The organism is Dactylosporangium sp. NPDC050688, assembly GCF_040654515.1.
Lineage (GTDB): Bacteria > Actinomycetota > Actinomycetes > Mycobacteriales > Micromonosporaceae > Dactylosporangium.
Genome location: NZ_JBFAIC010000087.1, coordinates 1 through 25671, shown reverse-complemented (window position 1 = coordinate 25671; position 25671 = coordinate 1). Strand labels below are relative to the sequence as shown.

The 25671-nt window shown below is 70.3% G+C and carries 18 protein-coding genes; 16 read left to right on the top strand and 2 right to left on the bottom strand.

The genetic code is table 11. The features are described 5' to 3' along the window. Positions 1-77 precede the first annotated feature (77 nt). From AB0H83_RS45860 to AB0H83_RS45795, 14 genes are all read left to right on the top strand, one after another. On the top strand, positions 78-974 hold the full coding sequence (locus AB0H83_RS45860) for a hypothetical protein (protein ID WP_360108203.1): 897 nt from the start codon (positions 78-80) through the stop codon (positions 972-974). A 142-nt stretch (positions 975-1116) separates the two neighbouring features. After that, entirely contained in the window at positions 1117-1446 is a 330-nt protein-coding gene (locus AB0H83_RS45855; protein WP_360108200.1) for a hypothetical protein, read from the top strand. 405 nt (positions 1447-1851) lie between these two features. Further along, positions 1852-2715 carry a hypothetical protein gene (locus AB0H83_RS45850; protein ID WP_360108197.1) on the top strand — a complete coding sequence of 288 codons (864 nt, stop codon included), beginning with the start codon at positions 1852-1854 and terminating at the stop codon, positions 2713-2715. 339 nt (positions 2716-3054) lie between these two features. Next, entirely contained in the window at positions 3055-3507 is a 453-nt protein-coding gene (locus tag AB0H83_RS45845) for a hypothetical protein (RefSeq protein WP_360108194.1), read from the top strand. 401 nt (positions 3508-3908) lie between these two features. After that, a complete protein-coding gene (locus AB0H83_RS45840; RefSeq protein WP_360108191.1) occupies positions 3909-5585 on the top strand; it encodes a ParB/RepB/Spo0J family partition protein in 1677 nt (558 codons plus the stop codon). A gap of 501 nt (positions 5586-6086) precedes the next feature. Further along, positions 6087-6866, top strand: a complete 780-nt coding sequence (locus AB0H83_RS45835) for a hypothetical protein (RefSeq protein ID WP_360108188.1) — start codon at positions 6087-6089, stop codon at positions 6864-6866. After that, positions 6863-7423: a hypothetical protein gene (locus tag AB0H83_RS45830; protein ID WP_360108185.1), complete on the top strand. Its 561-nt coding sequence runs from the start codon at positions 6863-6865 to the stop codon at positions 7421-7423. The genes AB0H83_RS45835 and AB0H83_RS45830 overlap by 4 nt, the downstream gene beginning before the upstream one ends. After that, positions 7371-7838 (top strand): hypothetical protein, encoded by a 468-nt coding sequence (locus AB0H83_RS45825; RefSeq protein ID WP_360108182.1) that lies wholly within the window; start codon positions 7371-7373, stop codon positions 7836-7838. The genes AB0H83_RS45830 and AB0H83_RS45825 overlap by 53 nt, the downstream gene beginning before the upstream one ends. 445 nt (positions 7839-8283) lie before the next feature. Next, the gene (locus AB0H83_RS45820; RefSeq protein WP_360108179.1) at positions 8284-9162 is read left to right on the top strand and encodes a hypothetical protein; all 879 of its coding nucleotides are present in this window, start codon (positions 8284-8286) and stop codon (positions 9160-9162) included. A gap of 641 nt (positions 9163-9803) precedes the next feature. After that, complete coding sequence (locus AB0H83_RS45815) at positions 9804-10256, top strand: hypothetical protein (RefSeq protein ID WP_360108176.1); 453 nt, start codon at positions 9804-9806, stop codon at positions 10254-10256. A 211-nt stretch (positions 10257-10467) separates the two neighbouring features. Further along, positions 10468-11013 carry a hypothetical protein gene (locus AB0H83_RS45810; RefSeq protein WP_360108173.1) on the top strand — a complete coding sequence of 182 codons (546 nt, stop codon included), beginning with the start codon at positions 10468-10470 and terminating at the stop codon, positions 11011-11013. A gap of 816 nt (positions 11014-11829) precedes the next feature. Then, entirely contained in the window at positions 11830-12585 is a 756-nt protein-coding gene (locus tag AB0H83_RS45805; protein WP_360108171.1) for a hypothetical protein, read from the top strand. Then, positions 12504-13424, top strand: a complete 921-nt coding sequence (locus tag AB0H83_RS45800; protein ID WP_360108168.1) for a hypothetical protein — start codon at positions 12504-12506, stop codon at positions 13422-13424. Before AB0H83_RS45805 ends, AB0H83_RS45800 begins: the two co-directional genes overlap by 82 nt. Continuing rightward, positions 13421-13561 carry a hypothetical protein gene (locus tag AB0H83_RS45795; RefSeq protein WP_360108165.1) on the top strand — a complete coding sequence of 47 codons (141 nt, stop codon included), beginning with the start codon at positions 13421-13423 and terminating at the stop codon, positions 13559-13561. Before AB0H83_RS45800 ends, AB0H83_RS45795 begins: the two co-directional genes overlap by 4 nt. On the opposite strand, the gene AB0H83_RS45790 is transcribed toward AB0H83_RS45795, so the two are convergent. Then, positions 13551-13904: a hypothetical protein gene (locus tag AB0H83_RS45790; protein WP_360108163.1), complete on the bottom strand. Its 354-nt coding sequence runs from the start codon at positions 13902-13904 to the stop codon at positions 13551-13553. The genes AB0H83_RS45795 and AB0H83_RS45790 overlap by 11 nt on opposite strands. A 241-nt stretch (positions 13905-14145) precedes the next feature. Between AB0H83_RS45790 and mobF the strand changes: the two genes are divergently transcribed. Next, on the top strand, positions 14146-18477 hold the full coding sequence (gene mobF, locus AB0H83_RS45785) for a MobF family relaxase (RefSeq protein WP_360108160.1): 4332 nt from the start codon (positions 14146-14148) through the stop codon (positions 18475-18477). Between the two features lie 338 nt (positions 18478-18815). Beyond that, on the top strand, positions 18816-20468 hold the full coding sequence (locus tag AB0H83_RS45780; protein ID WP_360108157.1) for a hypothetical protein: 1653 nt from the start codon (positions 18816-18818) through the stop codon (positions 20466-20468). A gap of 136 nt (positions 20469-20604) precedes the next feature. On the opposite strand, the gene AB0H83_RS45775 is transcribed toward AB0H83_RS45780, so the two are convergent. Further along, positions 20605-25242 (bottom strand): hypothetical protein, encoded by a 4638-nt coding sequence (locus AB0H83_RS45775; RefSeq protein ID WP_360108154.1) that lies wholly within the window; start codon positions 25240-25242, stop codon positions 20605-20607. Positions 25243-25671: the final 429 nt, after the last annotated feature.

The window sequence follows — 25671 nt, the reverse complement described above, 5'->3', positions numbered from 1 at the left end:
CGACCTGGACGACTGCCGGTCCGCTGCCGGACCGGCATGCCACCGACCACAACTAGACCGACCCGCAGGAGTTACCGATGACCGACGCCAGCCCTCACCTCGCCGCAGCCAGGGCCGCCGCCACCACGGCGAGCGAAGCCCACGCCCACACCGCAACACGGTTCGCGCTGAGCGCCTGCCACGTCGCCGCGCTGCTCACCGTCGACGAGTTGCCCGACGCCGCGAGCCTGACGTTCGACCAGGACGAGGACACGGTCACCGCCGAGACCACCATCGAGCTGCGCACCGTCCGCGCCGCAGACGGGCGGCTGCTGTGGTTCAACGCCTTCACCGGCTACCCGGTCACCGAGGAGCAGCAGGCCCTCGGCGATCCGCCGCCGCTGGACGCCGACCGCATCGCCGCGCAGCTCCTGGCGGCCTACGACGCTGACGCCGACGTGTTCAGCTACCCGGAACAGGCCGAACGAACCGGGGGTGACGCGGTCGCCCGCGAACTGGACATCGCCCGCTCGCTCGCCCCGCGCCCCGGTCGCGTCGTCACCGTCACCGCCCCACACGGCGAACGCCACGACTTCACCCTCACCGGCGACGACACCATCACCATCGACGACAACGGGACACCGCTCGTCGGGTTCACCACCACCGGCGCCGGCTGGTGGCCGGACCCTGACGAAACCTGGGAACCGCTGACCCCCGGCGGCCACACCACGGAACGGTGGATCGCCATCGAGGCGATCACCACCGAAGCCATGTGGCGCGACCTCGAACACGCGCTCGGCCTCCGCCTGCACGAGCTGGGCCGCTTCAAGCAGTGGTGGGACGGCGCCCGCATGCTCGACGGCAAATACGACCTCGACGCCGCCATTGCCTGGGCGCGTCGTCATCGCCTCCCCTACGAGGAGGCCCGGACCGTCCGCTACACGCCCGACGTCGACGGCAACGCCGCCGCCCCGCACAGCAGCCGGTCGAACTGAGCCCTGACGACGGCCACGCGCGTCGGCGTGCCACGCAGCCCCACGCCGGCAGTCGCACGCCCGTGCCGGAGCCACGGCCGACGACCAACCGGCCACCACAGGTGGCCGCAGCTATCTACGCAGACGACGAGGAGCCGACCACGTGAACAGCACGCACCCCTCCACCGACGCGCACTGGGAAGCCACGACCGCAACCGGCCCGTACGACTTCACCTCCGTCACCACCTCATGGGACGCCGACGAACAGGTGTACGTGACCCGCGTGTCGGAGAGAATCGGCGCCGCCTGGACACCCCTGGAATACCACCGCAGTACCACCGAGGAGGAAGCCCGCACCACGCACCGCGGCGCTGTTCGGCGCCACCCCAAGCGCGGCAACGCCAGCACCCTGCCACGCACATCCACCGATGGGCGCTGCACACGATGCGGCCAGCCGGACAGCGAACCACACGCCGATCGCTGCCGCGACTGACCCCATCGCCTCGCACGGGCGGGACGTCCTCCCGGCCGTGCGAGGCACCGACCGGCGGCAACCGACCCGTTGCCCCGGCCGGGCGCTTCCGCCCGTACAACACCACACCGCGCCCGGCCGACCGCCGACAGCGCCGTCCCAGCGCTCGCCGCAAGTCACCATCCGCCTCAACAACGCGGCCGAGCCCGCCGACACACGCACCGGCTCCGACCACGATGAGCCGCAAGGACGCAGCGGACCCGTCACCGATGCTGTAGCCGCCACGGCACGGCGAGCCGAACACCGCGCCGCGGATCTCGCACGTCCACCTCGAGAGGATCACCGCTGATGATCAGCTCGGCCGCGCCGCCGCACCGGAAGGACGCCGGCCCACACCGCCGGCGACGCATACGGCACTATCGGACCATGCCCGCCAGGAGTTCCGAGCCACCCACCGCCGCCGACCGCAGCGGCGACCCCGACGAGCTGATCGGCTCAGCGGAAGTCGCGCGGCTCCTCGGCTACTCCCGGCCGGACAAACTGCCCCAACCGCTGCTCGACGTCGCCGACGACACCAAGTACCGCGACAACGGAACGGTGTCCCAGCGGCAGTGGCGACGCGGCACCGTCTGGCGCTACCAGGACACCGCGGCCGGTGCGGAGATCGCCGGGCGGCCGACGGTGGACCGCGCCGGCATCGCCGAGCAGACCGGCGTCAGTCTCCCCGCCGTCGACAACTGGATCGGAAACGCCGCGAGCAACGGCTTCCCCGACCCCGTCGCCGGCCGCTGGTTGGCCGAGGACGTCGCAGCATGGCACCGAGCCTGGCTCGCCGCACAACGCGATGCCCTCACCACCGTCGACCGCAGCGGCGACCCCGACGAACTCGTCAGCATGGCCGATGCCGCCCGCATCGTCGGCTACGCCAGCACCGAAAGCCTCAACGGCTCGCCAATCCTCGCCTACCTCATGCAGCACAACGAGGCAGCCGACAACGAGACCAAGCCCGCTGGCGGCACCCGCTACCGCTGGCCCCGCCGGGTCGTCTGGGCGGCCGCCGACGCCCGCACCGCACGACGCGGCCGACGCGCAGGCGCCAGCCGCGTCATCGACCGCAGCGGCGACCCCGACGAACTCGTCAACGTCGATGAAGCTGCCCGAGTCCTCGGCTACCGGCACAAGTCCGGCCTGCCGACCAAGGTCCTCGACCTCGCCGACATCCCGAAAGGACCCGGCCAGGCCAGACGCTGGAAACGCAGCACCCTGTGGAGCATCGACGCCAACGCCTGATCCGGCCCGTCCAGGCAACGACGAAAGCCTCCAAACCCTTCTTGCGACGGTCCGCCGTGGCGCAGACCGCCGCTCCCGCCGACACCGGGCCGGGGCCCGCCTCAAGGGCGGCCCCGGCCCTGCCACCTCCGCCGCCGGTGAACGACGCACTCGCAGCGACATAGTCGACGCCTACCGCCACCGCGCCCTGTCGCACAGCTCGTGACAGCCGACACCGGCGCACACCCCGGAACGGTGCCGGTGGACACGCTTCGCACAATACGGTACGATAGTAGCTGTTCGGGAGGGGAGGCAAGCCCCGACCGTGACCCGCCCGCCATCAACCGAAAGGACACCGCGATGCTCGTGGATTCCGTTGAGCGCGCCGCACGAAGGCCCGACTACCTCGCCGTCGTCCCTGCATTGCAGCCGCAGTTGCAGCCCGACCCGACGCCCGACAGCCGTCAGGCGTTCACACTGGTCGACGACGCCCGTGCGCAGGTTCTCGACACCCTGCCGCTGCTGACCTGCATCACCCTGCCCGGAGGCACGATCACCCGCGAGCGTGTCGCAAGCTGGGCGCACGTCGAGGACATCGCCTACGACCAGGGCAGCGAGCTGATCGACGCCCTCAGTCTCGTGAACTGCCCCGACGCGCCGATGGGCGCAGCCGTCGTCGCCGCCTGGCGCGGCCTGGCCAGCGCCGCCCTGGCGTACCGCGACGGCCACACCACGTGGTGCGCCGTCACCAACGCGGCCGAGCGCTCAGCCCGGTTCATCCGCCGGGCGCACACCGGCACCGTGCACCGCTGACCGCACCCGTCCAGTCCGACGCGGCAGCGCCGCTTGCCGTGAGGTCCCACGGCAAGCGCAGCACAGCACGACGGTGCCGCGCCCGCAGAGCCCGAGCCACGCCCTGAACGATCCGGGGAGCGCGACGCGACCCCGACGGACCCGTGCTGCGCCTCGCAGCACGGGACCCGGGAACCCCCGTACCCGGCCCGTGTGCCCGTGTTCGTTGACAACTCCACAGCGGCATCCCACACCAGAACAACCGCCGAGACTCGGTCCCGATCGCAGCGCGCGACGTCCCGCGAACCTCGGCTCAGCCGCCATGAGCGGCCCATCACTCCATGACCACCGGTCCCGGCCCGGGAGGCAACCCGGACGGGCACCGGCCAGCTCACCGACCACCACCAACGAGGAGTACGCACGTGCCAACCACCACCGCAACGAAGCCCAAAACCAAGACCAAAGCCGCTATCCCCGCCGAGACGGCACCCGACCTCGACGTACAGCAGCCGAACGCCGAAGACGTCCCGCAGCCGCCGAAGGCCAACGCCGCTGCCCCCGCCGAGACGGCACCCGGCCAGGACGAGCAGCAGCCGAACGCCGACGACGTCCCGGAACTGCCGGGCCGGTACAAGGCACTGCGGATCGACCAGATCCAGCCCAACCCGGCCAACATCCGCGACAACGCCCAGGCGCTGCCCGGCATCGTGGACAACCTGCTGGAGGACGGCATCGCCGGGCTCATCGCCCCGCTCATCGTCATCCCGTTCGGCGAGCCCGACCGCTACCTCGCCGTCGACGGCGAGCAGCGGTACTGGTCGGCCGTCGAGGCCAAGCAGACCTACGTCCAGGCGATCATCCGTGACGACCTCGCGGGCAACGTCGAGCAGATCATCAGCATGCTGCGCCAGGTCCACCGCACGGACCCCACCGCCCACCAGCTGGCCAACGGCATCGAGCAGCTGGCCCTCTACGGCATGAGCGACGAGGACATCGCCCGCCGCACCGGCTACGCCTCCGAGCGCGTCACGGCCGCTCGCGCCGTGGCGAAGCTCGGCTCCACCATTGTCCAGCGCGCCGAGCAGTACGGCTTGGACATCTTTCAGCAGTCGACGCTCGCGGAGTTCACCGACGACCCCGACGCAGCTGAGAAGCTGCTGGAAGAGGCCGAGGAAGGCCCCTTCGCGTTCGACCGCGCCGTGGAGGAACTCCGCACTGCCCGCGCCGCCCAACAGGCCGCGACCGAGCGACGCGCCGAACTGGCCGCTGCCGCCGTCACGGTACTCACCGAGCGCGTCGACACCTACCTCAACCCGACGACGCAACGGGTCGACGCCCTGCGAACCGGCGACGGGCAGCGGATCAGCGACGAGGACCACGCCGCCTGCCCCAGCCACGCCGTCGCGGTGTTCGTCGGCTACGGCAGCAGGCCGGTCGAGATCACGTACTGCACCGAATGGAAGGCCCGGGGCCACGTCCTCGCCGACCATGTCACCGCAGCACGCAAGGGGCCGATGACGGAGCAGGAGAAGGCCGAGCGGCGGACCGTGATCGCGAACAACAAGGGGATGGAGGCCGCGAACGCCGTCCGGCGCAAGTGGCTGTCCGGCCTGCTCGCCGGTGCAGCCCTGCCCAAGGACGCCGACAAGCTGATCGCCGAGGTGGTGGCCGACCCCGGGTATCTGCTCGGCGTCTGGGTCAACGGCGGCCGCAAGATGCTCGACGAGCTGCTCTCGCCGGGCAAGACCAAGCGGCCTGGCGCCAGGCGGGTTCCCGCCCGCGCCAGCAAGACCCAATACCAGATGATCACCCTCGCAGGCGTCGTCGCCGCCCACGAGAGCGCCATCGCCCGCACCTCGTGGCGCGCCCCGGACGCCGGGACAGCCGCATTCCTGCGCTGGTGCACGCTCAACGGCTACAAGGCGGGCAAGGTCGAACAGCTCATCATCGACGCCGCGACCAGGCACACCACCGGTGCGCCACGGCTCACCCTCGTCACCGACGAGCAGCCCGCCGCAGCCGGGCACGCTGAGGCGGCCGACGAGCCGATCGACCTCGTCGCCGACGACGCGGACCTGGACCAGGCCGCAGCCGCCTGAGCCCCTGGTGCCGGTCGACGGTCCACCAACCGTCGACCGGCACCAACCGGCAGACACCACCACGACGAACCTGCCCACCCGGCAGCCGACCGCCGTCCGCACCACCTCGACGGCGAATGGTGACCCCGACCGGCGGGAGCCGAACGCAACGCATCCGTCTGCAGGTCGGCACCAGGTCCGTGCTCGGCGACCGCGTCGACCGGCCAGATACCGGCAGAGTGCGCCCTCCGGGCACGTCAGCCCTGCGCCGGCCAGGCCACCGCAGCCCGACACCAACGCCAAGCAACACGAACATCCGACCGGCGTGAGGTGCGGCGCGTGCTGCAGCGGCCCAACCACCGCGATCGTCGCCATCCTCGCAACTTCGGCCGGCAATCGACCGACCACCATCGCACCCGACCGACGACCGTCACGCCCGCCCGCCCGCCCGGGCGGAAGGCAAGCCGCCCCGGCCCAGGAAGCCAGCCCATTCTGTCGCACCCTTCGAAAGGAACCACCTCCGTGCCCACGCACGTCCCGGACCGTCCCGCGGCCCGCAACGAACCGGACCGGCTGCACGTCGTGCAGTACTCCGGCGGCATCGGCAGCTGGGCCACCGCCCAACGCGTCGCCGCCACCTACGGCACCGACCGCATGGTCCTGCTGTTCGCCGACGTCCTCACCGAAGACGACGACCTCTACCGGTGGCTCGACGACACCACCGCCCAGCTCGGCGTCCCGCTGACCCGCGTCTGCGACGGCCGCACCCCCTGGCAGCTGTACCGCGACATCCGCTACCTCGGCAACAGCCGCCTCGCCCCGTGCAGCTACCACCTCAAGATCATTCCATGTCGGCGGTGGCTCGACGCCCACGCCGACCCCGCCACCACCACCCTCTACATCGGACTCGACAGCTCCCCGCGCGACCGCGGCCGCGCCCCCGCCATCACCACCGGCTGGGCACCCTGGACCGTCCGGTACTCGCTGCTCGACCCGCCCCACCTCAGCAAGGACGAGCAGCTCGACTGGGCACGCAGCCTCGGCCTGCGCGTCCCCCGCCTCTACGACTACTCCATGCCGCACAACAACTGCGGCGGTGCCTGTGTCCGCGCAGGAAAGGGGCACTGGGCGCGGCTGCTGCAGGTGTTCCCCGACCGGTACGCCGCCGCCGAACGCGCCGAGGCGCAGCTCCGCGCGGAGCTCGGCGACGTCACCATCCTCACCGAGCAGCGCGCCGGCCACCGTCACCGGCTCACCCTCACCGACCTGCGTCACCGCGTCGCCGCCGGGGGCCGGCCGTGACCGCCACCCCCGCGATGCTGCCCGGCGCCGAGCAGTGGTGCCAGACCTCCCGCTCAGGTCACCGCTCCTGGCGCCGCACCAGCGAAGGCGGGTTCGACCCGGCCCGCTACATCGTCGCGCCGCTGCGCACCGCACCCGTCGCCCGGTTCATCGAGCAGCACCACTACAGCCGCAGCCGGGCCAGCACCGTCCTCGGCTACGTCCTGGTCGACCTCTGGCCCGACCGCGACCCGGACGCGACGTGGCTGGACCTCGAACCCCTCCGGACGGCCAGCCTGCCAACGCCGGCCCGGTCACACCGGCGTGGACAGATCGTCGGCGCGCTCACCCTCGGCAACCCGATGAACCAGCACACCCTCCCGAGCGTGTTCCCACGGCTGACCCCGTACCGGCAAGCCCTCGAGGCCAATCGACTCGTGCTGCTCGACCGGGTGCCCAGCAACGCCGAAGTCGTGGTTCTGCGCCCGCGCGTTCCGGATGGCCGGCCAGCTCGGCATCCGCGGCGTGCTCGCCTACAGCGACCCCGTCGGCCGTCACCGCATCCTGCCGACCGGTGAGACGGAGATCGTCACCCCCGGGCACTGCGGCGGCGTCTACGCGATCCTGGCCGCGCTGTTGTTGCGGCGAGCCCGAGGCGGCGTGCGCGTCCTGCTGCCCGACGGCACCACCCTCGTGGGACGCGCCGCGAGCAAGCTCACCGCGGGCGAGCGCGGCGCGCAGGGAGTTCTCCGCCGCCTGGTGAACCTAGGCGCGATCCCGCCCGCCCCGCACGCCGACCTGGCCGCCTGGCTTCCCGCGGCGCTGCGAGACCTCGGCGCCGTCGAGTTCCATCACCCGGGCAACTACAAGTTCGCGTTCCGGATCGGCCCGCGCCGCCAACGCCGGCGCGTCCACGTCGCCGGTGTCGTCGACGAGCCATACCCCACGCACATCGCACCGTCGATCGCCGTACCTGCCGGCGGCCAGCGGTGAACGCCGCATCGCGGTGGCCGTGGCCGAGCGGTACCTCACCGCAGCACCGACAGGCGCCGATGACAAGGAGCGACCCCAGTTCGCTCGCCGCTGGCTGGAACTTACCGCCGCCTGACCGGCCGCAGCACCCGACCGCGGATATGCGTCGGCCGGCGGTCACCCCGAAGGGAGAAACGCCCCCGAAGGGACGCACTGGCAAGTCCGCCGGCCGACTCCAGCCCACCACACTCCGAAAGGAGATGCAGCAGAGTGTGACGACAATACCAACTCCAGCCAACCGCGGCCACCAGACCATCACCCCGGCGCACGCACTGCTGCGAACCTCGTGGTCGGGCCACGGAAGGCCCGGGACGTCGCCTGCCGCAGCCGGGCCAGTACGGTCCGCGGGGGCCGCCAGGCGGTAACCCGCATGCGCGGTCGCGCACAGATACGGCACGATCAGACCATGCCCGCCGCACCTGCCGCACCGCGCTGGCCCGTCGACACCACCGGCGACCCGGCCGAGCTCGTCGGCTCCACCGAGGCCGCCCGGGTCGTCGGGCACCCGAAGCCGAACCGGCTCCCGCATAGCCTCCTCGAGGTCGCCGACGCCATCGAGCGCAATCCCGACGGCACGGTCGCCCGCCGCCGCTGGCGCCGGGACACCCTCTGGCGCTACGCCACCACCGTCATGACCAACCGGCGGACTGTCATCGACGACCGGCTCATGCTCGACCGGCTCGGCGTTGCGGACCGGCTCGGCCTGCACCTCAGCCGCATCGACGTGGCCATCGCCGGCTCACCGAGCAACGGTTTCCCGACACAGGTCGAAGGCCGGTGGTACCCCGCCGACGACGTCGACGCGTGGGACGACCAGCGCCGTCGCCAGCAACTCGACTCCCTCACCGCGGTCGACTACACCGGCGACCCCGACGACCTGCTCACCAGGGCCGACGCCGCCCGGGTCGTCGGGTACACCGCCGCCCGCAACCTCGACAACTCGCCCATCCTCGAGTACCTCCTCGCCCACAACAACGACGCGGACAACACCACCATGGCTGCCAGCGGCCGCACCCGGCTGCGCTGGCCACGACGCGTCGTCTGGGATGCAGCGCAGGCCCGCACCGGCAGCACCGGCCGGACCCGCGCCGCCACCCGCATTGTCGACCGCACCGGCGACCCGACCGAGCTCGTCGGCGCCGCCGAAGCCGCCCGCGTCCTGGGCTACCGCCGCCCCTCTGGGCTGCCCAAGACGCTGCTGAACCAGCCCGACGAGCCGGGCCCGCCGCGGCGCTGGAGACGCAGCACCCTCTGGGCCGCCGAAGGCGCTGACGAGCAGCGATAACGCCGTACCGGCCGGCGAAACCCGGCTACCGCTTCGGCAGCGCATCGTCGTCCCCCCACGATGCCAAAGCCCATCGACCGCAGCGGCAGCCGATACGACGGCGAGACCGGCAACCCAGACCAGCAGGACTCTCGGCTATTCCAGCGTGGCCACGCTCACCGACTCCACCGGATAGCCGACGGAGAAGCCGGCACCGCAAAGTCGCCGGCCAGGCAGCACCATCCAACGATTCCTCAGACCCGGTCAGCGGCGACGGCCGACGCCCGCCGCCGGCACACCGCCTGGCCGGTCGGCACAGCGCCGCCAGAGGTTCGCACCGAAGGTGGACACCAGTCGAGTAAATACGGTACGATAGTAGTTCTCCGGGAGCTAGGCAAGCCCGAGCGGACCCAGTTAACACGCAACGAGAAGTGACCACCGTGGCACTGCACGAGCGAAGGCATGGGCCGCTGGATGCTTTCAGCACCGGGGGTGTCGCAGTGACGCCGTCCCGGCCGGCACGGGCCACCACCACCTGAGCCGACAAGGCATCAGCAGCCAAGAAACACGGCTCCCGTGACGGCCACCCGCAACGGCCGAGAAGCCGACGCTGAGCACCGCACCAGCCCCACGTAGATCCAGTCGACCAGGAGGCGTACCGCATGACCGACCCGACCGACTCCTACCTCACCCAACTCGACGCCGCGGGCCCCCAATCCGACCAGGCGCAGTACATCGGCGCGCTCTGGAGCGGCATGCCGGCCATGACGCAACAGCAGTACCTGGACACCGCGATCGCCGTAATCCGCCGCTTCCACCCCGACGCCGTCACATTCGCCATCGGCCGCAACGAGCCCGCCGAGTACAACCTGACGCCAGGTCTTGTCACCAACGGCTACTTCCTGTGCGACGTCCACCTCATCGACGGGCACGTCATCGCCAGCGACGAGGAGATCATGCCCGTCTACGACGCCACATGGCCGCTGCTCATGTCCATCACCCCACCGGCAGAACACCAACGATTCCGGCTGAACCTGCGCCGCAGGACGACGAGCGTCATCGCCAGCACCTCGGAACGCGTCGTGCTCAACATGCGGGGCGAGACGGTCGCCTGACCCCGCCGTCACTCCGTCCGAATTCACCAATCCACAGCAGACGCTGGACGTCGCGACACCCACAACGAGACCGCCGGCCGTCGCGGGCACCAGCGGACGGCTGCAGTTCACGCCGAGCCACCGTGCAGGGCCTGCCGCCGAACCGCGCTCGCCGGCCTCACGGTCCCCGCACCTCACCTCGCCCTGACCGGCCGACCCACAGGAGCGCCGAATGTGCACCACCACCGTGACCGGCAGCATCGAGATCCGACCCGTCATCCCGCAGGACCTGTTCAACAGCGAGACCGTGCAGGCGGTCCTCGCGGACGTCGCCGACCGGATCGAGGTGATCCGAACGCCGGACCACACCGTCGAGTACACCGAGATCGTCCCCGCGAGCGACGAGGACTGCGTCGACGAACTCCAGCTCGCGGTCCAGAAGGTCGTCGACGTTCTCGGCGACGCGTTCGCGTACGGCCACTACATCCAGGCCTACGACGCCACCGAGCAGTGGCGCGTGCGCGTCGACGAAAACCACACCGCCGTGGTGGACGAGCCGCACATCGTCTACCCCGGAGACGGCGCGGTCGTCCGCCCGCACGAGGGCCTCGTAATTCTCACCGAGGTCCTCGCCCAGTGGGCCGGCGTCGACGCCGACACCCTGACCGCGGAGGTGATCACCAAACTCGCCGAGGCCATCCCGCACTCGCCAATCCCCGACGCCATGCACGCCCTCACCGCCGCGATCACCGCAAGCGAGCAGCCACAGCACACCTGACCGGTGCAGCAACCGGGGACGGCAGGCCCGAATAGCGGTTCGACCGTCTGCGGTGCAGCACGGTCGGCAGCCCTGCCCCGTGAAGCAGGGTGCTCGACGACGAAGTCCGCCGGGCCGCCCACCGACGTTGCCGCACTGCACGCCGCCCGTTCAACACCAAAACTCTAAGAACCAAAAGCTTCTGGCCTCGCTCCGCCGTGGTGCAGACCGTTGCTCCCGCGGACACCGGGCACGAGGACCGCTCGCAGAGCTCGCTCAACAGCCGTCCTCGTGCCCTGCGACCTCCGCCGCCAGTCAAACCCGACCAACCACCGCACCAGGCGGCCGGCGCGGCCCGAGCGGCGCAACACCCATGCCTGAGCGAGACGCTGCACCGCCGTCGCGCGCTCGGGAACCCCCGGTTCCCGAACCCTCCAGGCCAGCATCCTGCTGGACCCGGGCGCTCCGGGGTGCCCGGCAAAGCGAGCGGCACTCACCCACCGTCGTGGGTCCGGTCTGTCGCTTCCGGTGGGCTCCCCGTCCGCGCACCCCAAGGGGTGCCAGACCGCCGGTGGGGTGTCAAACGATGAAACTGTTTGACACCCCACCACCGGCCCGGCAGGTCAAGCCTGCGCGGACGGGGAGCCCACCTCCAGAGCCAGCCCTCTGCTGCAAGCAGACCAACTCACCCAACAACCGCCACCACCAGCACAAACACTTAAATTCATCGCCATCCGGGATAGCACCACCAGCAAAAACAAGGTATATTTAGACATGTCAGGGCGGGAAGGCAAGCCCACCCCGACGCCAGCCACCGCACCGCGAAGGGACCAGCACATGTCCGCGTTCCGCGACACCACCATCGGCGACCGCATCACGTGGCCCGCACACACCACCATCGACCGCAACGGCCAGCGCATCGAACTTCCCGCCGGAAGCGGCATCGTCATCGACCGGTGGCGCAACCGCACCCACAACATCACCGGCGTCGTCGCGAACACCGGCCCGAAAACGCCCGCCGCCCGTCCGGCCGACGGGCACCACTACGTCATCGCCGCAAGCTGCTACGCCTGCCACCGCCCCGCCGACGAGCACGGCGAACGCTGCCGCGCCGACGCCGCGCGACGCAGCCGCCGCACCATCCTCGCCCGCTGGCACTGGACCCGAATCCCGGACCACTTCATCGGCTGGATCCTCACCAGCGCCGACGACCGCACGATCGGCTCCGTCACCCGCGTCCCGGACGTCGAAGTCCCCGACGCCGAACAGCGAGGCGCGTACCGCTGGCACCCCTACACCGCCGACGGCCACCCGCTCACCGCCCGCCCCCTCGCCACCCTCGACGAGGCACGCCAGGCCGTGCACGAGCACTACCGCCTCCCCGCCAACTGCGTCTCATGGGCAGCGTTCGCCTACGGCATCGCCACCGTCCCGAACGACGCCAAGCTCTACGTGCCGCAGCACGCCGCGCCGGACGCCCACGACCACCCGCACGACGAGCCCGACGACGAATGCGACGGCCACGACCGCGAACGCACCGCCCTGCCCGTGCGCGCCGACGCCCTCGTGTTCTCGGGCGCATTGCCCTTCTGACCCGATCGCAACCACCCGGCCGGGCGGCGCCACGCGCGACACCGCCGCCCGGCCGGGGGCACCCCGAAGGGAGCGCGCCCGCGCCTGCCACGCCCGCCGAAATTCTCGCCGACCTGGTCGCCGCAACGAGCGGCCTCGCGGCCATCGCAGCCGAACGTGAGAATGACTACCTCATCGACATCGACGCCATCACCGCGCCATATTGGTTCGACGCCGACACCGGCATCTACCACCGCGACCGCGACGAATACCCGGACACCCGCAAAGCTTGCGGCCACTGCCAGGAGGACGACACCTGCCCCGACGACTACGAGCCCGACTGGGACGCCATGGACCGCGACCCGGAACCGTACGTCGAGACGGAAGCCGACGCGTGGTACGCCAACAACTACGCCGAGATCCAGCTAGCGCAGTACCTCGACTACCACGGGCGCAACGACGTCGCCGAGATGGACGCACTCGAAGCGCAGCGACGCGCCGACGCCGAACTCGCCCTCAACGACTACGGCCCCAACCGTGGATTGTGGACCTTCGAAAACCTCGCCGAACGGGACGGCAGCATGCTGTCCTGCCACCGCCGCACCTGCGCCACATGCGGTGACTGGGCCACCCACATTCACCCACCCTACGACCCGGACGGGCGACCCTGCCGCCGCTGCAACGGCACCGGCTACGACCCCGACGAAGACGTCCGCGACGGCGACGCCGCCGAAGACTGCTGCCACCGCTGTATCGGCCAGGGCATGGAACTCCGCTATACGATCTGCACCGTCGTCGCCGGGCCGATGACCCGCGTCGACCCATTCCAGTCCCACCCCGCCAGCCGGGAGCGCACATGACACAACCAGACAAGCGCACCCGCACGGGCCGCCGCATCGCCAATCTCGGTTTCGGCGCCGCCGCTATCGGCGTAGCCCTCGCCGCAGTCCTGCTCTTGATGCTCGGCGCGCTCACCTACCTGTACATCAGGCGCTGACCGCCGACGGCGCCGAGACCGCCGCCGAACCCTGCTCCGCGCTCTCGGCGCCGCCGGTCCGCGCACCCGCGCCCCGTACCGGACGCCCCGCCCGGCCGCGTCCCCGCAGCCGGTCCAGGTGCGCCCGCACGGCCGCCCCCGAAGCCCGCTGCCGCGCCGCCGCCACCGCCGCCACATCCACCCCGAGCACGTCCGCCGCGTGCTGGTCACCGCCGAGGACCGACGCCAACCCAGCGACCGCGACGTCATGCGCGGCCGACGCCGCCGCCAACCGCTTCCCGGACGCCGCCACCGCACCGGCCGCCGCCAGCTCCACCCGGTGCCGCTCCTGCAACACCCCCACTGCCTGATTCGTCGCAGCCCTTGCCATACCCCGACGCTAACCCCGCCAACCACTACCAGACCACCACTGGAATAGGGTCAATACTGGTCGGATATTGAGGCTCTCCTCATGGTGCGAAATCCACCTGAGTGGTCGTGACCTGCGCATTCCTCCACCTCACTCTGACCCCCCTTTTCCATGAGCACACCCCCTTGCATACTCGTAGGCCGCAAGGCGCGCGCAGCGCTCGTACGCTGGCTACATGCTGTCCATCGCGAAGATCCATCCAGGTCCGGGGGTGAAATACCTCCTAGACCAGGTCGCGACTGGAAAGCATGATTTCAGGTCAGCGCCGAACAATTCCGATGCCGCCTACTACGGCGGGGAAAAGGCCGAGGGTGAAGCGCCGGGATGGTGGGCCGGACAGGCGCAGGAATTGTTCGGTGTCGGTCCTTTCGTCGAGCCGAAAGAACTGGAACTGCTGATCGGTGAGGGCAGGCACCCGAGGAGCGGGCAGCAGCTCGGGCAGGTGTGGCGGCAGTACCCGCCGATGACCGACGCGCACCGCTCAGAGCTCGTTGAGCAGGCGTGGGCGCGGCTGCCGAAGGACGCGACGTACGAGCAGATCGCGAAGGTGTGGCTGGACATCTGGACCGCGCCGGAGCGCCGGCCGGTGTCCGGGTACGACGTCACGGTCGCGCCGGTGAAGTCGGTTCAGCTGCTGCTGGCGTTCGGCGACGCTCGGGTCCGGGCGCAGGCGATGGCCGCGCACCACAGCGCGGTCCGCGCGACGATCGCGCACCTCCGCCGGCACGCAGCGTTCACCCGCCTGTCCGGCGGAACCGTGCAGGCCGACACGGACGGGATTGCCGCCGCGGTGTTCGACCACCGGATGTCGCGCGAGGGCGACCCGCAGTTGCACTCCCACATCGTCATCTCGGCGAAGGTCTGCGTCACCAACGCCGACGGCTCCGTGCAGTGGCTCGCCCTGGACGGCCGCGCCCTCTACCAGGCCAGCATCAGCGCCCGCGTCGCCTACGAACGTGCCCTGGAGGTGGAGCTCGGCCGGCGACTCGGCGTGCGGTTCGCCGCCCGCGCCGGCTCGACGATCCGGGAGATCGCCGGCATCTCGGCCCGGTCGATTGAGCAGTATTCGAAGCGGCGGACCGCGGTCGAGAGCGCGCTGGCTGGCCACGGCCCGGACCACCCGGGCGACGGGCGGGTGCTGTCGATGCGGCGGTGGCGGCGCGCCGCGCAGACGGCCACCCTCGCCACCAGGCCGATCAAAGACGGTACGGAATCCACGGCGGATGCGATGCGCCGCTGGCGGCGCGAGGACCGCCACGCCGGCCTCGACACCGCCCGCGACATCCGGCGGCTCATCGCTCGGCCGGGCCGTGACGACGTCGGGCTGCTCGCTGTGCGGGCGTTGCGCCGGGCCCGTCGACTCGCCGCCGACCCGCGCCAGATCAGCGAAGGCGACGTCGTCGCCGTCCTCGCGCAGTTCGGTGTCACCGACGACGAGCAGGTCGTCGCGGTGCGGGATGAGGCGGTCCGCCGCGACCCGCAGCTGGCGGTCGTCCGCGCGGTCGCCGACGTGACCGCGGACCGGGCCGTGTTCGGCGTCGACCATCTCGAACTCGCCCTCGGCCGTATCCTGCACGTCGACCCGGCCGCCGGTGCCGGGCAGGACTGGCAGCGGGTCCGGCGGCTCGTCGTCCAAGCGGTCAACACCGGCGCGGGCGGGCTGCGGATCCTCACTCCACCCGCGCTAGTGCAGTACGGTCCGACGCTGCGTCGGGCCAGCGACAGGCAGCCGATCTACACCCGGCACCGGTCGCTGCGGCTCACCACCCGCGACGTCCTCGACGTCGAACAGCGCGTCATCGCCTACGCCGCCCACACCGGCGCGACCGCAGCACCGAAGGCTCTGCTGGACCAGGTCGCCGCCGACCTGGACCTGCTGGACGAGAAACGCGACGCGCTGCGGTTCGTGCTCGGCGATACCCGCCGCGTCGTCGGGATCGTCGGTCCCGCCGGCAGCGGCAAGACGTTCCTGCAACGCGCGGTCGGTGAGGTCGCCAACCGGATCGGACACCCGATCATCGGGCTCACCGTCGGGCAGAACGCCGCCGAAGTCCTCGCCGCCGCGACCCGCAAGGACGGTGCGATGGGGATCAGGACCGAGAACATCGCGATGTGGCTGCACGCCCAATCGCACCTGCCGAAGGGCAGCACCCCTGAGCAGTGGCGGTTCCGGCCGGGGCAGTGGGTGATCGTCGACGAGGCGTCGCAGGTGTCCTCCCGCGACCTCGCCAATCTTGTGCAGCTGCTCGACGCCGTCGGCGGCAAACTGATCCTCGTCGGTGACCCGGCGCAGGTCTCCGCCATCGGGCCGGGTGGCCTCTTCCGGTACCTCGCCGGTCTTGGATACACCACCGAGCTGCGTGAGGTGCGCCGGTTCGCCGAAGCCTGGGAGCGCGCCGCGTCGCTACGGCTGCGCGACGGCGACACCACGGTCTTGAGCGAGTACGAGCGCCGCAACCGCATCCGCATCGGCACCCGCGAGAATCTCACCGAACAGCTGCTGGACGGGTGGGCCGCGGACACCCTCAACGGGCTGCAGTCGCTGATGCTCGTGGAGACCGAGCAGCAGGCCGCCGAACTCGCCGCGCAGGCCCGCGCCATCCTCATCCGCGCCGGCGTCGTGCAACGCGGCCGGTCGGCGCAGCTGGCCAACGGCACCCGCGCCAGCATCGGCGACACCATCTGGACCCGCAGCAACGACCGGCGCCTCGTCGCCGACACAACCCTGCCGGGAGGGAAGTGGGTCGCCAACCGCGATACCTGGAAGGTCCTCGACGTCGGACCCGGCGGTGAACTGCACGTGCGGAACACCCTTTCCGACGCCGAAGTCACGCTCCCGGCCGGGTACGTCGCCGAACACGTCCAGCTGGCCTACGCCGCGACGGTCGACTCCGCCCAGGGCCGCACCGTGGACACCGCCCGGGCGCTCGTCGACGAGGCCGTCACCCGCGCGAAGCTGTATGTGATGTGGACCCGCGGCGCGCTGCTCAACGTCGTCCACGTCATCACGAACGTGGAGCGGCCAGAGCCGCTGCCGCCGGAGCCGCCGGTGTCCGGGGTCGCTGCGCTCGCCGACATCCTGCGCAGCGACGACACCGACCGGTCCGCCACCGAGACGGAACTGACGCTCCTGGCCGAGCACGACGCCTTGCACGGCCTGGGGCCGATTTTCGACGACCTCGCTGGCCGCGCCAACGCTGTGCGGTACATCGCGGTCCTCGCCGCCGCCGTCGGTCCCGGGCATGCCGCGCGGCTCGCCGTCGACCCGGCGATGCCCGCCCTCGCCAACCGGCTCGCCGCCCTCGAAGACGCCGGATACGACACCGACCGCGTCCTGACCGCCGTCGCCCGCTCCCGCGAACTCGGCACGGCCGAGAGTGTCGCGCAGGTCCTCGCCTGGCGCATCGACTGGCAGTACCAGCGGTTCGTCCCCGACCCGCGTCGGGTGGTCAGCACCGCGTACCGCACCTACACCGAACGCATCCCGCGAATCGCCGGCGTCCACGCCGACATCGTCGACGCCCTCGAACAGGTCGCCCAGATCGCCGACCAACGCGTCACCGGCCTCGCCGAACTCGCCGCCGACCACCGACCCGCCTGGGCCGCCGCCCTCGGCGACATCCCCGACCACGACGACCCAGCCGGCCGCCGGACCTGGCTGGCCAACGCCGGCGTGGTCATTGCCTACCGCGACCGATACCAGCACCGCGGCGACGACCCCATCGGTCCCGAACCGGGCCACCGGGACGTAGCACGGTGGACCGCGTGGCACCGCGCCTCGCACGTCCTCGGCGTCGCCACCCTCGCCGGGCAACTCCGCGCCGCGAACATCGTCGAACTACGCCACCACGTCCAATCGCAGCTCGCCGCCGACGCCACCGAACCGCCGTACGTCGCCGGGAAGCTCCGCGTCGCCCACCTCGACCTCGTCGACGCCGAAGACACCGTCCGCGGACTGCGGACCGACCTCGCCGTCGCCGAACACGCCCTCACTCGCGCAACGCGGCAGACCACACCACCGGCGCCACGCTGGTGGCAGATCGGCGCCCTCCGCGCATTCGCAGCCACCCGCCAGCCGGCAGCACCCGTCGACATCGCCGCGACCCGGCAGCAGGTCACCGACCTCCGCCAGCAGCTCGGCACTGCGACCGCCGACCTGCAGCAGCAGCGGACCGCCGTGCGCGACCTCGAAGGCGAACACGGGACCTGGCGCGCCTGGTACGACGACAACCTGCCCGTCCGCTATGCCGGCCTCGCCGCAGCAGCCGAGAACGCCCGCCGCGCCAACACCACGTTCCTGCGCATCACCGAGGTCCGCGACCGCATCCACGCCAAGACCGCCAAGGTACGCGCGGTCGACGACACCCGCCCGAAGCCACACAACCGGCCCGTCCCGGACCGGCTTGAAGACCTCGCCGCCGCCAGCCGTGACCGTCTCAAGCAGACCACCGATGACCTTGGCCATACCGAAACCCCGTCCGAGTCGGAGCATGACCTCGGGCTCTAGCAGAAAGCCCGTCACCAATTCAGCAACCTTTTCGGCCACCCGCCGGGATGCGAGAGACGGACGGTCCTTCAAGACCTATTCCAAGTGCTGGAGCACCTTCCGGCGCACTCGAAACGACGTGAAGCGACGCGGCCGGCGGCACACCCGCTGACCGTGACAAGTTCCGGTTTCCGCTGTCGCCCGAACGAGTCGATATTGGCTTGGACCGGCCCCCTCCTGTTGTCTATGGTCCTGGCACAACCAGCAGCTGAGGAGTATCGGCTCGGAACGTGAGGTGTATCGACGTAATGAGCCAGCGACGGAATCATCGAGTGCGTCCACGAACAGCCCGCCGCGCCATGCGGAAACTCGGCGATCGTTCCGAGCAGCGCGGACGTCGCGTCCCGCCGACCGTCGCAGGTTTCGAGGCGGCACTACGCGACCGCGGACACGACGGCGTCGGCGAGGCGTTGATCTCGCGACACAACCAGCGCTTCGAGCGTGCCGTCGACATCGGCCACATGATGCAATGCGTCGCCATGCCGCTGCTCGCGAGCTACCTGCCGTTGGCCACGACCGCTCTAGAACTGGGAGTGCATCCAGGCCGCCCTCCCTCCGATACAGGTCAGAGCTGGGAAGAGCATGTAGCGTGGGGACTGGACAGCGTTGCCGCAGCAGTGCGTCTCATCATAAGTCTGCAGCCGGTCGGCGCGGGCGTCATCGCCCGTACCCAACTGGAACGTTGGTCGTCGAACCTCGAGTTCAGCAGCGGCATCGACCAAATGCAGGGCGAGGCGACCGCCGCATGGCTCACAAGAATCTGGAGCACGCCGCCCGTCCGACCGCCGGACGGAGTCACAACTCCGGTCGGTGATCTGTTCGCCGACATCAGCGAACTGCTACACGGTCGCGGCCCACTGATGCCACTCGTGTGGCTCGACATCGCCGATGTCACCGACGCCCCCTCCAGCGAGCACGTCAAATTGCTCGACACCATCAGCGACGTCCTAGTGGTAAACCTCAGCCACCTCCGCACCTGCCTCGCCAGTGTCGCCGAAAACGAGGGCCGTCACGAGACGGCACAAATGATCAACATGACCCGCCTCGTCTCACCGACCCGCAGCTGGCTGCCCGACCTGCGAGCATTCCTCTTGCCGATGACGCCCTACATGTTCAAGCAGCCGGGTGTCGACAACATCCTGGGCGCGATGGCCAGCGGGCACCGGCGAGTGACCCTGGCGTTGCGCGCAGGGAGGCGCCCCACCGAGCCTGCGGAACTATGGCCCGCTCTGAGCTTTGGCGCCCACCGATTCCGGGCGAGCCAGCATGCCGCCTTTGCCCACACGTGGGAGCAACAACTGCTCGGCGACCGGTTCAAGGGAAACGGCGTTGACAACCTTGCGGCCGAGGCTGTGTTGGCCGGCGAGATGGCAGCAGTGCTGGCGCTGTGGCTACGCCAGGATCCCGGCAGGCGCTCAGCGGCGGACGCATTCGCGATCTGTGCATCGGGCCTACGGTCAGCGCAATGGCTGTGGCTCGAGGACGACAGCCGCGGCATGGGCTGCCTGCGGACCGTGATCGAACAGTTGGCCCGCGCCCGTACGTGGCGCCTGAAGCCCGAACGCGCCAGGAAGATCGAAGCCAACCCGAACGCTACCCCGCGCGACTGGGTCGAGGGCGCCGGCTGGAAGCGCTTGAACCTGCTGAACCGAGCCCTCGGCGAGTTCGCCCACGGCTCAACCAAGACAAACTGGGAACTCGCCCGCAAGGCGCTCGTGGCACTGCAGGACAACACAGAAGCCGATGAAGCGAAATACCGGGGCCGCACCCATGCCTTGGCCGCGATGATCTTCATCCTATCCGTGGAATGTGCGGCCTGGGTCGACGGTTTCAGCGCTCAGTTGGGCCAGGCGTACCGCCGAGTGATTCGTGTCGACGACACGCTCGCCGACCGCGCCATTGAGTCGCTGCTGAATCGATCTTGGGAGAAGCGCGGCACACCGCTGCGGTAGGGGTTCACCAGCTGGTGCGATCGTCTCGCCTCTCAGGCCTCCTTACCACCGTGATCGTCGCGTGCGCAGCAGACGCCCGTAACGTGCCGACGTTGAGCGCAAGTCAGGGCTCCCTGTATGCGCCAGCGCCATGTGTTCATCTTGCTGGTGGGGCATGACGGGTTGACGGTCGGTTAAGAGCGGCTCGGAGATTGACCTGGCGGAGGCCTAGGTTGCCGACGATCCTGCGTGCGGTCGCGGCCGCAGCGTCGTCGGTACCTCCGGCGACCGCGATGATGACCTCGAGATCGTCGCTGCGGTGGAAGTGCGTTCGCTCCAGCGGCTTTTGCAGCCACCGGTCGAGAACGTCCAGGCAGGCATGCGGCTCTTGGTCTGCTAGCGCGGCGAGCCGGGCCAGAACGGGCGGGTCGAGGGTGAACGACTCGACGAGTTCGACGACGGTACGCAGCTGCTGCAGCGCCCAGCGGTCGGGAAACAGGCCCGACGTGAACCAGGTGTCGAAATGGGTGAGCTCGGCAGAGTCGCCGTCGTTCCGGGCTGCGTCAATGCGGTACTGCCATAGCCGCATCAGCCGCTCGCGCCGAGCCTCGTCAGGCGCCAGGCGCGCGAGGCTGGCGCCAACGGAGCCGAGAATGGTGGCGCTTGCCGCGGCGGGACACCGGTCGTAGAACTGCTGGAGCAGCCGGTCGTCGTCGTCCAGGCTCAACAGACCCCACCAGTACCGGTTGCCGAGGTGGTCGGCGAGCAGCTCGGCCCGGAGTATGTCGACCTTGGCGGTGGCCTGCGGATCAAGCAGTTCAACAGCTCGTCGGTAGTGCTGGCGCAGCAGTGGCCAGGCAGCGTCGCGGACGGTCACGTGCAGGTACGCGTCCCACACCACGACCCAAAGATCGGCCTTCGCTGGATCGAGGGGAAGCATCTGGTCGAGATGCTCGACCGTCCATCTGGGGTCGAGTTTGGCGATGACGTGCAGGAGCTCACCGAACACTGCCCGCACGCTGAGGGCACCATCGGCCGCTGGATCGACGTGCTCACCGAGCAACGCCAGCGCCGCGGTCACATCCTCGTGGCGCTCGTCGTGCAGCGCTCGGAGCCCTTCGGCGACGACGGCGCGCAGTGCAGCAGCCCTAATCGACCGCTCGGCGTACGCGAGATAGAACTCGCCGTGCCACGGCTCCTCATCACTGTCGGCGGCGGGATCAGGGTCGCCGCATCCGCCGGCGACGAGCCGCCAGATCCGCTCACGGTGAGCCGCCTCGTCCGGAATCCGTTGCCGTTGCGCTCCGACGCCCAGTAGCCGGAGAACGTGCAGTAGAGGAGCACGCCAGCGCCTGCCTGCCAGGCTCTCGACGCCCTGCGCCATCTCCGCTTCGGCCTGCTGTTGGACCCAGCTGCACAGGGTGAGGAGCGATTCCCATGCATGCTCGGGAATTGCTGCTGCCGCTTGGGCGAAGCCGTCCATGACCGCGGTGATGGCAGCCGGTCCGAGCCCGATAAAGACGGTTGCCTCAGCAGCGTGCTGAGCCGGTCGCCCGGTGACCGCGGCGGTGACTCCCTGCGGCGTGGGCTTCTCGTCCTCGTCGTCCTGGCCGTCGAGCGGGGGCAGCTCCAGCAGCATCTGGGCCAGCTGGGTCGGGTCCAAAGTGCTGGCGTCCAGCGTGCGGTCGTTGCGCTCTGTCGCCTCCCAGCCGTACGAGATGGAGTCGTGAGCGGTCCAGTCGGAGGCCGCCCCGTGGGTGTCGATGAGTGTTTGATACAGGTCCCGACGGCGGCCGGTGAGTCTGGAGGCGACCGCGTCGAGGAGGTCTCGCTGCCAGCGCTGCTGTGCTGCGGTGAGGGCTGCCTCGTCGATGTGTCCTTCGGCGAGCCGCTGGTGCATGTAGCGCCACGTCGACGGGTCCGGGCCGTGCTCGATCCGGCGGAGCATGGTCTGGCGTTGCCGCGGGGTGAGCCATCCGGCGCCGGCGGCGATGAGTTGGACGACCTCGCGTTGGGACCGGTCATGGCTCAGCACCTGGGCGTCGGTGAGGTACCGTCCGACGATTGTTGGGTCGGTGGCGCCGTGGACGGCAAGCAGGTGCAGCGCGAGTCGACGGAACCGGGTGTAGGGGCGCGGCGTCAGCTCGCCGATCACGTCGGCGAGGGTCGCAGTCCCGGCGCGGAGCATCTCGTCGACGGCGACAAGGACCGCGTCGATGAGGGCGTTACGCGGGTCGTTCGTGGTTGTACGGAAGTTGTGTTCCATCGCCGTGCGCCACAACCCGGAGCGGTACTGCGCCCCGGAGGCGTGGCCGTCAGCTGCGTCTTGTTCGAGGAGGTCCAGCAGCAGCCGGAGGGCGGGGAGGCCGGATGCCGCCACAACTGTCGGCATCGACTCCCGAAGGATCTGTACGTGCTCGTATCGTCCCAAGGTTTGTCGAGGCAGCGGCTGCAGCAGCGACCGCATCAGCTGTAATGCGAGCGCTGCGTGACCGCCCTCGGCTAAATGCGCGGCCAGCTTTCCGGCGTCGCTGGGGACTGCTACGCCGAACTGGCTGGAGATCATCGCGTTGACCTGTACGGCCAACGGCGCTGCGAGGTCGGCCGGGACGGCGAGACCGATCCGGACCAGGTCCCAGATTACGGTGATGTTGTCAGTGGCCGGCACGCCGAGCGCTGCGGCGATGGCGCCCTCAGGATCGTCCGCCGCCACCCGCGCCAGGTAGAACGAGGCCGGCCAGTTGGGCATGGCCAATCCATCCGGGGTCGGTACCGGGGCGGGTGGCAGGGCGAAGAACCCGGCTGCGTGCAGCGGCCGGAGCCAGCGCGCGTCCGCTTGGCCGAAGAACCGGCCCAGGATCGCTGCTGCCGTGCCGTCGGTGGCCGTGCCCCCGAGGCCAGCGCGGTGCAAGGCGTCCTGGAGCACACGGATGCCGTCGCTCAACCGGCCACGGTTGGCGAGGGCCTCGGCCAGCATCACGATTACGAACGGGTCCGGCTGCGACGCGTCCGCGTCGACCTCGGCCTGCAGCAGGTCGATGGCGGTATCCGCCGCACCCGCCGACAGCAGATGCTCGGCCGCGTAGGGCCGGTCGTAGGGCAGGAACGCCGACGGTCCGGACCGCAGCACCTCAACAGCGCTATCCACGTCGCCGTCGCTGACGAGGAGCAGTGCGAACTCCGCCCGACCAACCGGGTCGCCACGGTCGCTTGCCGTGCGATACAGCAGACCTGCATGCCGGCGGGCTTCCGGGTGACGGTCGACGTAGCGTCGCAGTTGGACCCGGTCGTACGGCAGACCGTGCTCAGCCCACGCCTGCCATGCCGACGCCGGTACCGGTTCGTCGGCCTCCTGCTGGGCGTACTGCACCAGAAAGTCGGCTGCACGGTAGCCAGCGGTGAATCGCACCTTCCCTTGCCCGTCCGGCACCAGCGCCCTCGCCGCACGCTTCACCTTGGACGTCGCGAACTTCACGGCGTCCGGGAACCACGAGTCCGGCGCATCCGCCTGTTCATCTCCGGTCAGGTACCCCGTCGCTGCCGCACGGAGCACGTCGACGGGAATCAACGCCCGGATCCCGACGACCCGGGCATGGACTGCGACGCTGATCAGCGCCGCACCGTACGGGTCGGCGCGCTGCCGCCACCGCAACACCAGGTCCTGCGCCGCGGCCAGAGTCTGCGTGAACCCGACGTCAACCGCCTGCAGTGACTGGACTATGCGCTCATCAGCACCCGCGAGCAGCTCCGCACGTTCCCGCTCGGCAGCCGTCAGATGCCCGTTGACCATGATCACCGTGGCGCGGCGCAGAACTTCACGCGCCGCCGCGTAGAGGTCCTGTTGGTCGGCCGCCACGACGTCGGTCCGCATGGTGTATTCCGTTGTCCACATCGTTCCGGCGACGATGAACCCCAGGTCCTGCAACCGACGGACGGTCGCCGCTGTCACCACCGAGTCGGCACCCAGGACATCGTGCAGATCGTCGAGCCAGACAACTACCCCTTCGCCTGGGCCTGCAGTCAGTTGCTCGAAATCGGCAGCGGATCGCGGTCGGACGACTGCCGACGCCGGCAGGGCCGCCCGTACGGCCTCGTACAGGGTGCGGGTCTTGCCCACCGACGATCCGCCGACGAGCAGGACAAACCGACCGGGCCTCAGACACGCCTGCACTTCGGCGTCGACGTCGCGGCCGACGTAGGCCGGCATTCCGTCCGGTCCGCCGGCCATCCTGATCGCGGCATGCACCCCGAGATCCTGCGGGTCGGCCTCTGCAACTGGCACCACCGTCAACGGCTGCCGGACCGAGGCCGACGGGGTGGCTTTGACCGTCACGGCTGATCTGGTCCGGCGGCCCCGTCGTCTGTCGGACTCGGCCGCTGCGGCGTGCCGGTGCTTCTCCCAGGCGGTACGGGCCCCGGGCTTGACCCCGCCCGGGCAGCGGAGCAGCAGGTACTCGACCACGGCCCACAACGCGGGCGGGTCGCTTGGGACCGATCCGCCCTTGAACCACCCGCTCATCGTCGAGTCGCTCAACGTCACCGGCGGTGTTCGCCCAGCCGCACTCTTCGCTATGGCCTTCAAAGTCGGCTGCCCCGCCTCCCGGCGCAGACGGCGGAGGGCGTCAGCGAACGCCACCGCCACGCTGCGGTCCGAGGAGGTCATCGCACCATCCAACACCCCAATTTTGATCTTCGGCCGGGACGTCCCCGAAATACTCGGAACATACGCCATGAGCTGCTGATATTTGTCGTCGGAACGCCAGATGACCTCGTCGGAACTGGCTGGCGCCGCCATAACGGAACCCGTCGGCGAACGGCGCCGACCGACGGAGGTGGAGCACGAACATGCTGAACGACATCCTGGGCGTCCTCGCAGCGGGAAGCCCATACTGGGCAGCGATCATCGCCGGCTACGCGATGGTGACGATCTTTGCGGCCGCAATGGCGATCATGGCCAGGACACCGTCGCGGCGACTCGCCGCGACGCGGGTCCTCGCACTGCTGACGCGGCGCTCCGAGTGCCCGTGTCTGCCGCCGAGCGGCGGAGTTCCGGAGCATCGCCGGGCACTCATGCGGCGACGGTCGTCCCCTCGCGGCAGCAACGGACCCGCGAGTCGGTGATCCGGGTGCTGATGCCGTCGTGGGGGGCGCCGAACGACCGCAGCGCGCACGCCCCCCCGCCCCCAGCGCGCCCCCCCCCACACGAGAGCAGCGGCATAGGCGC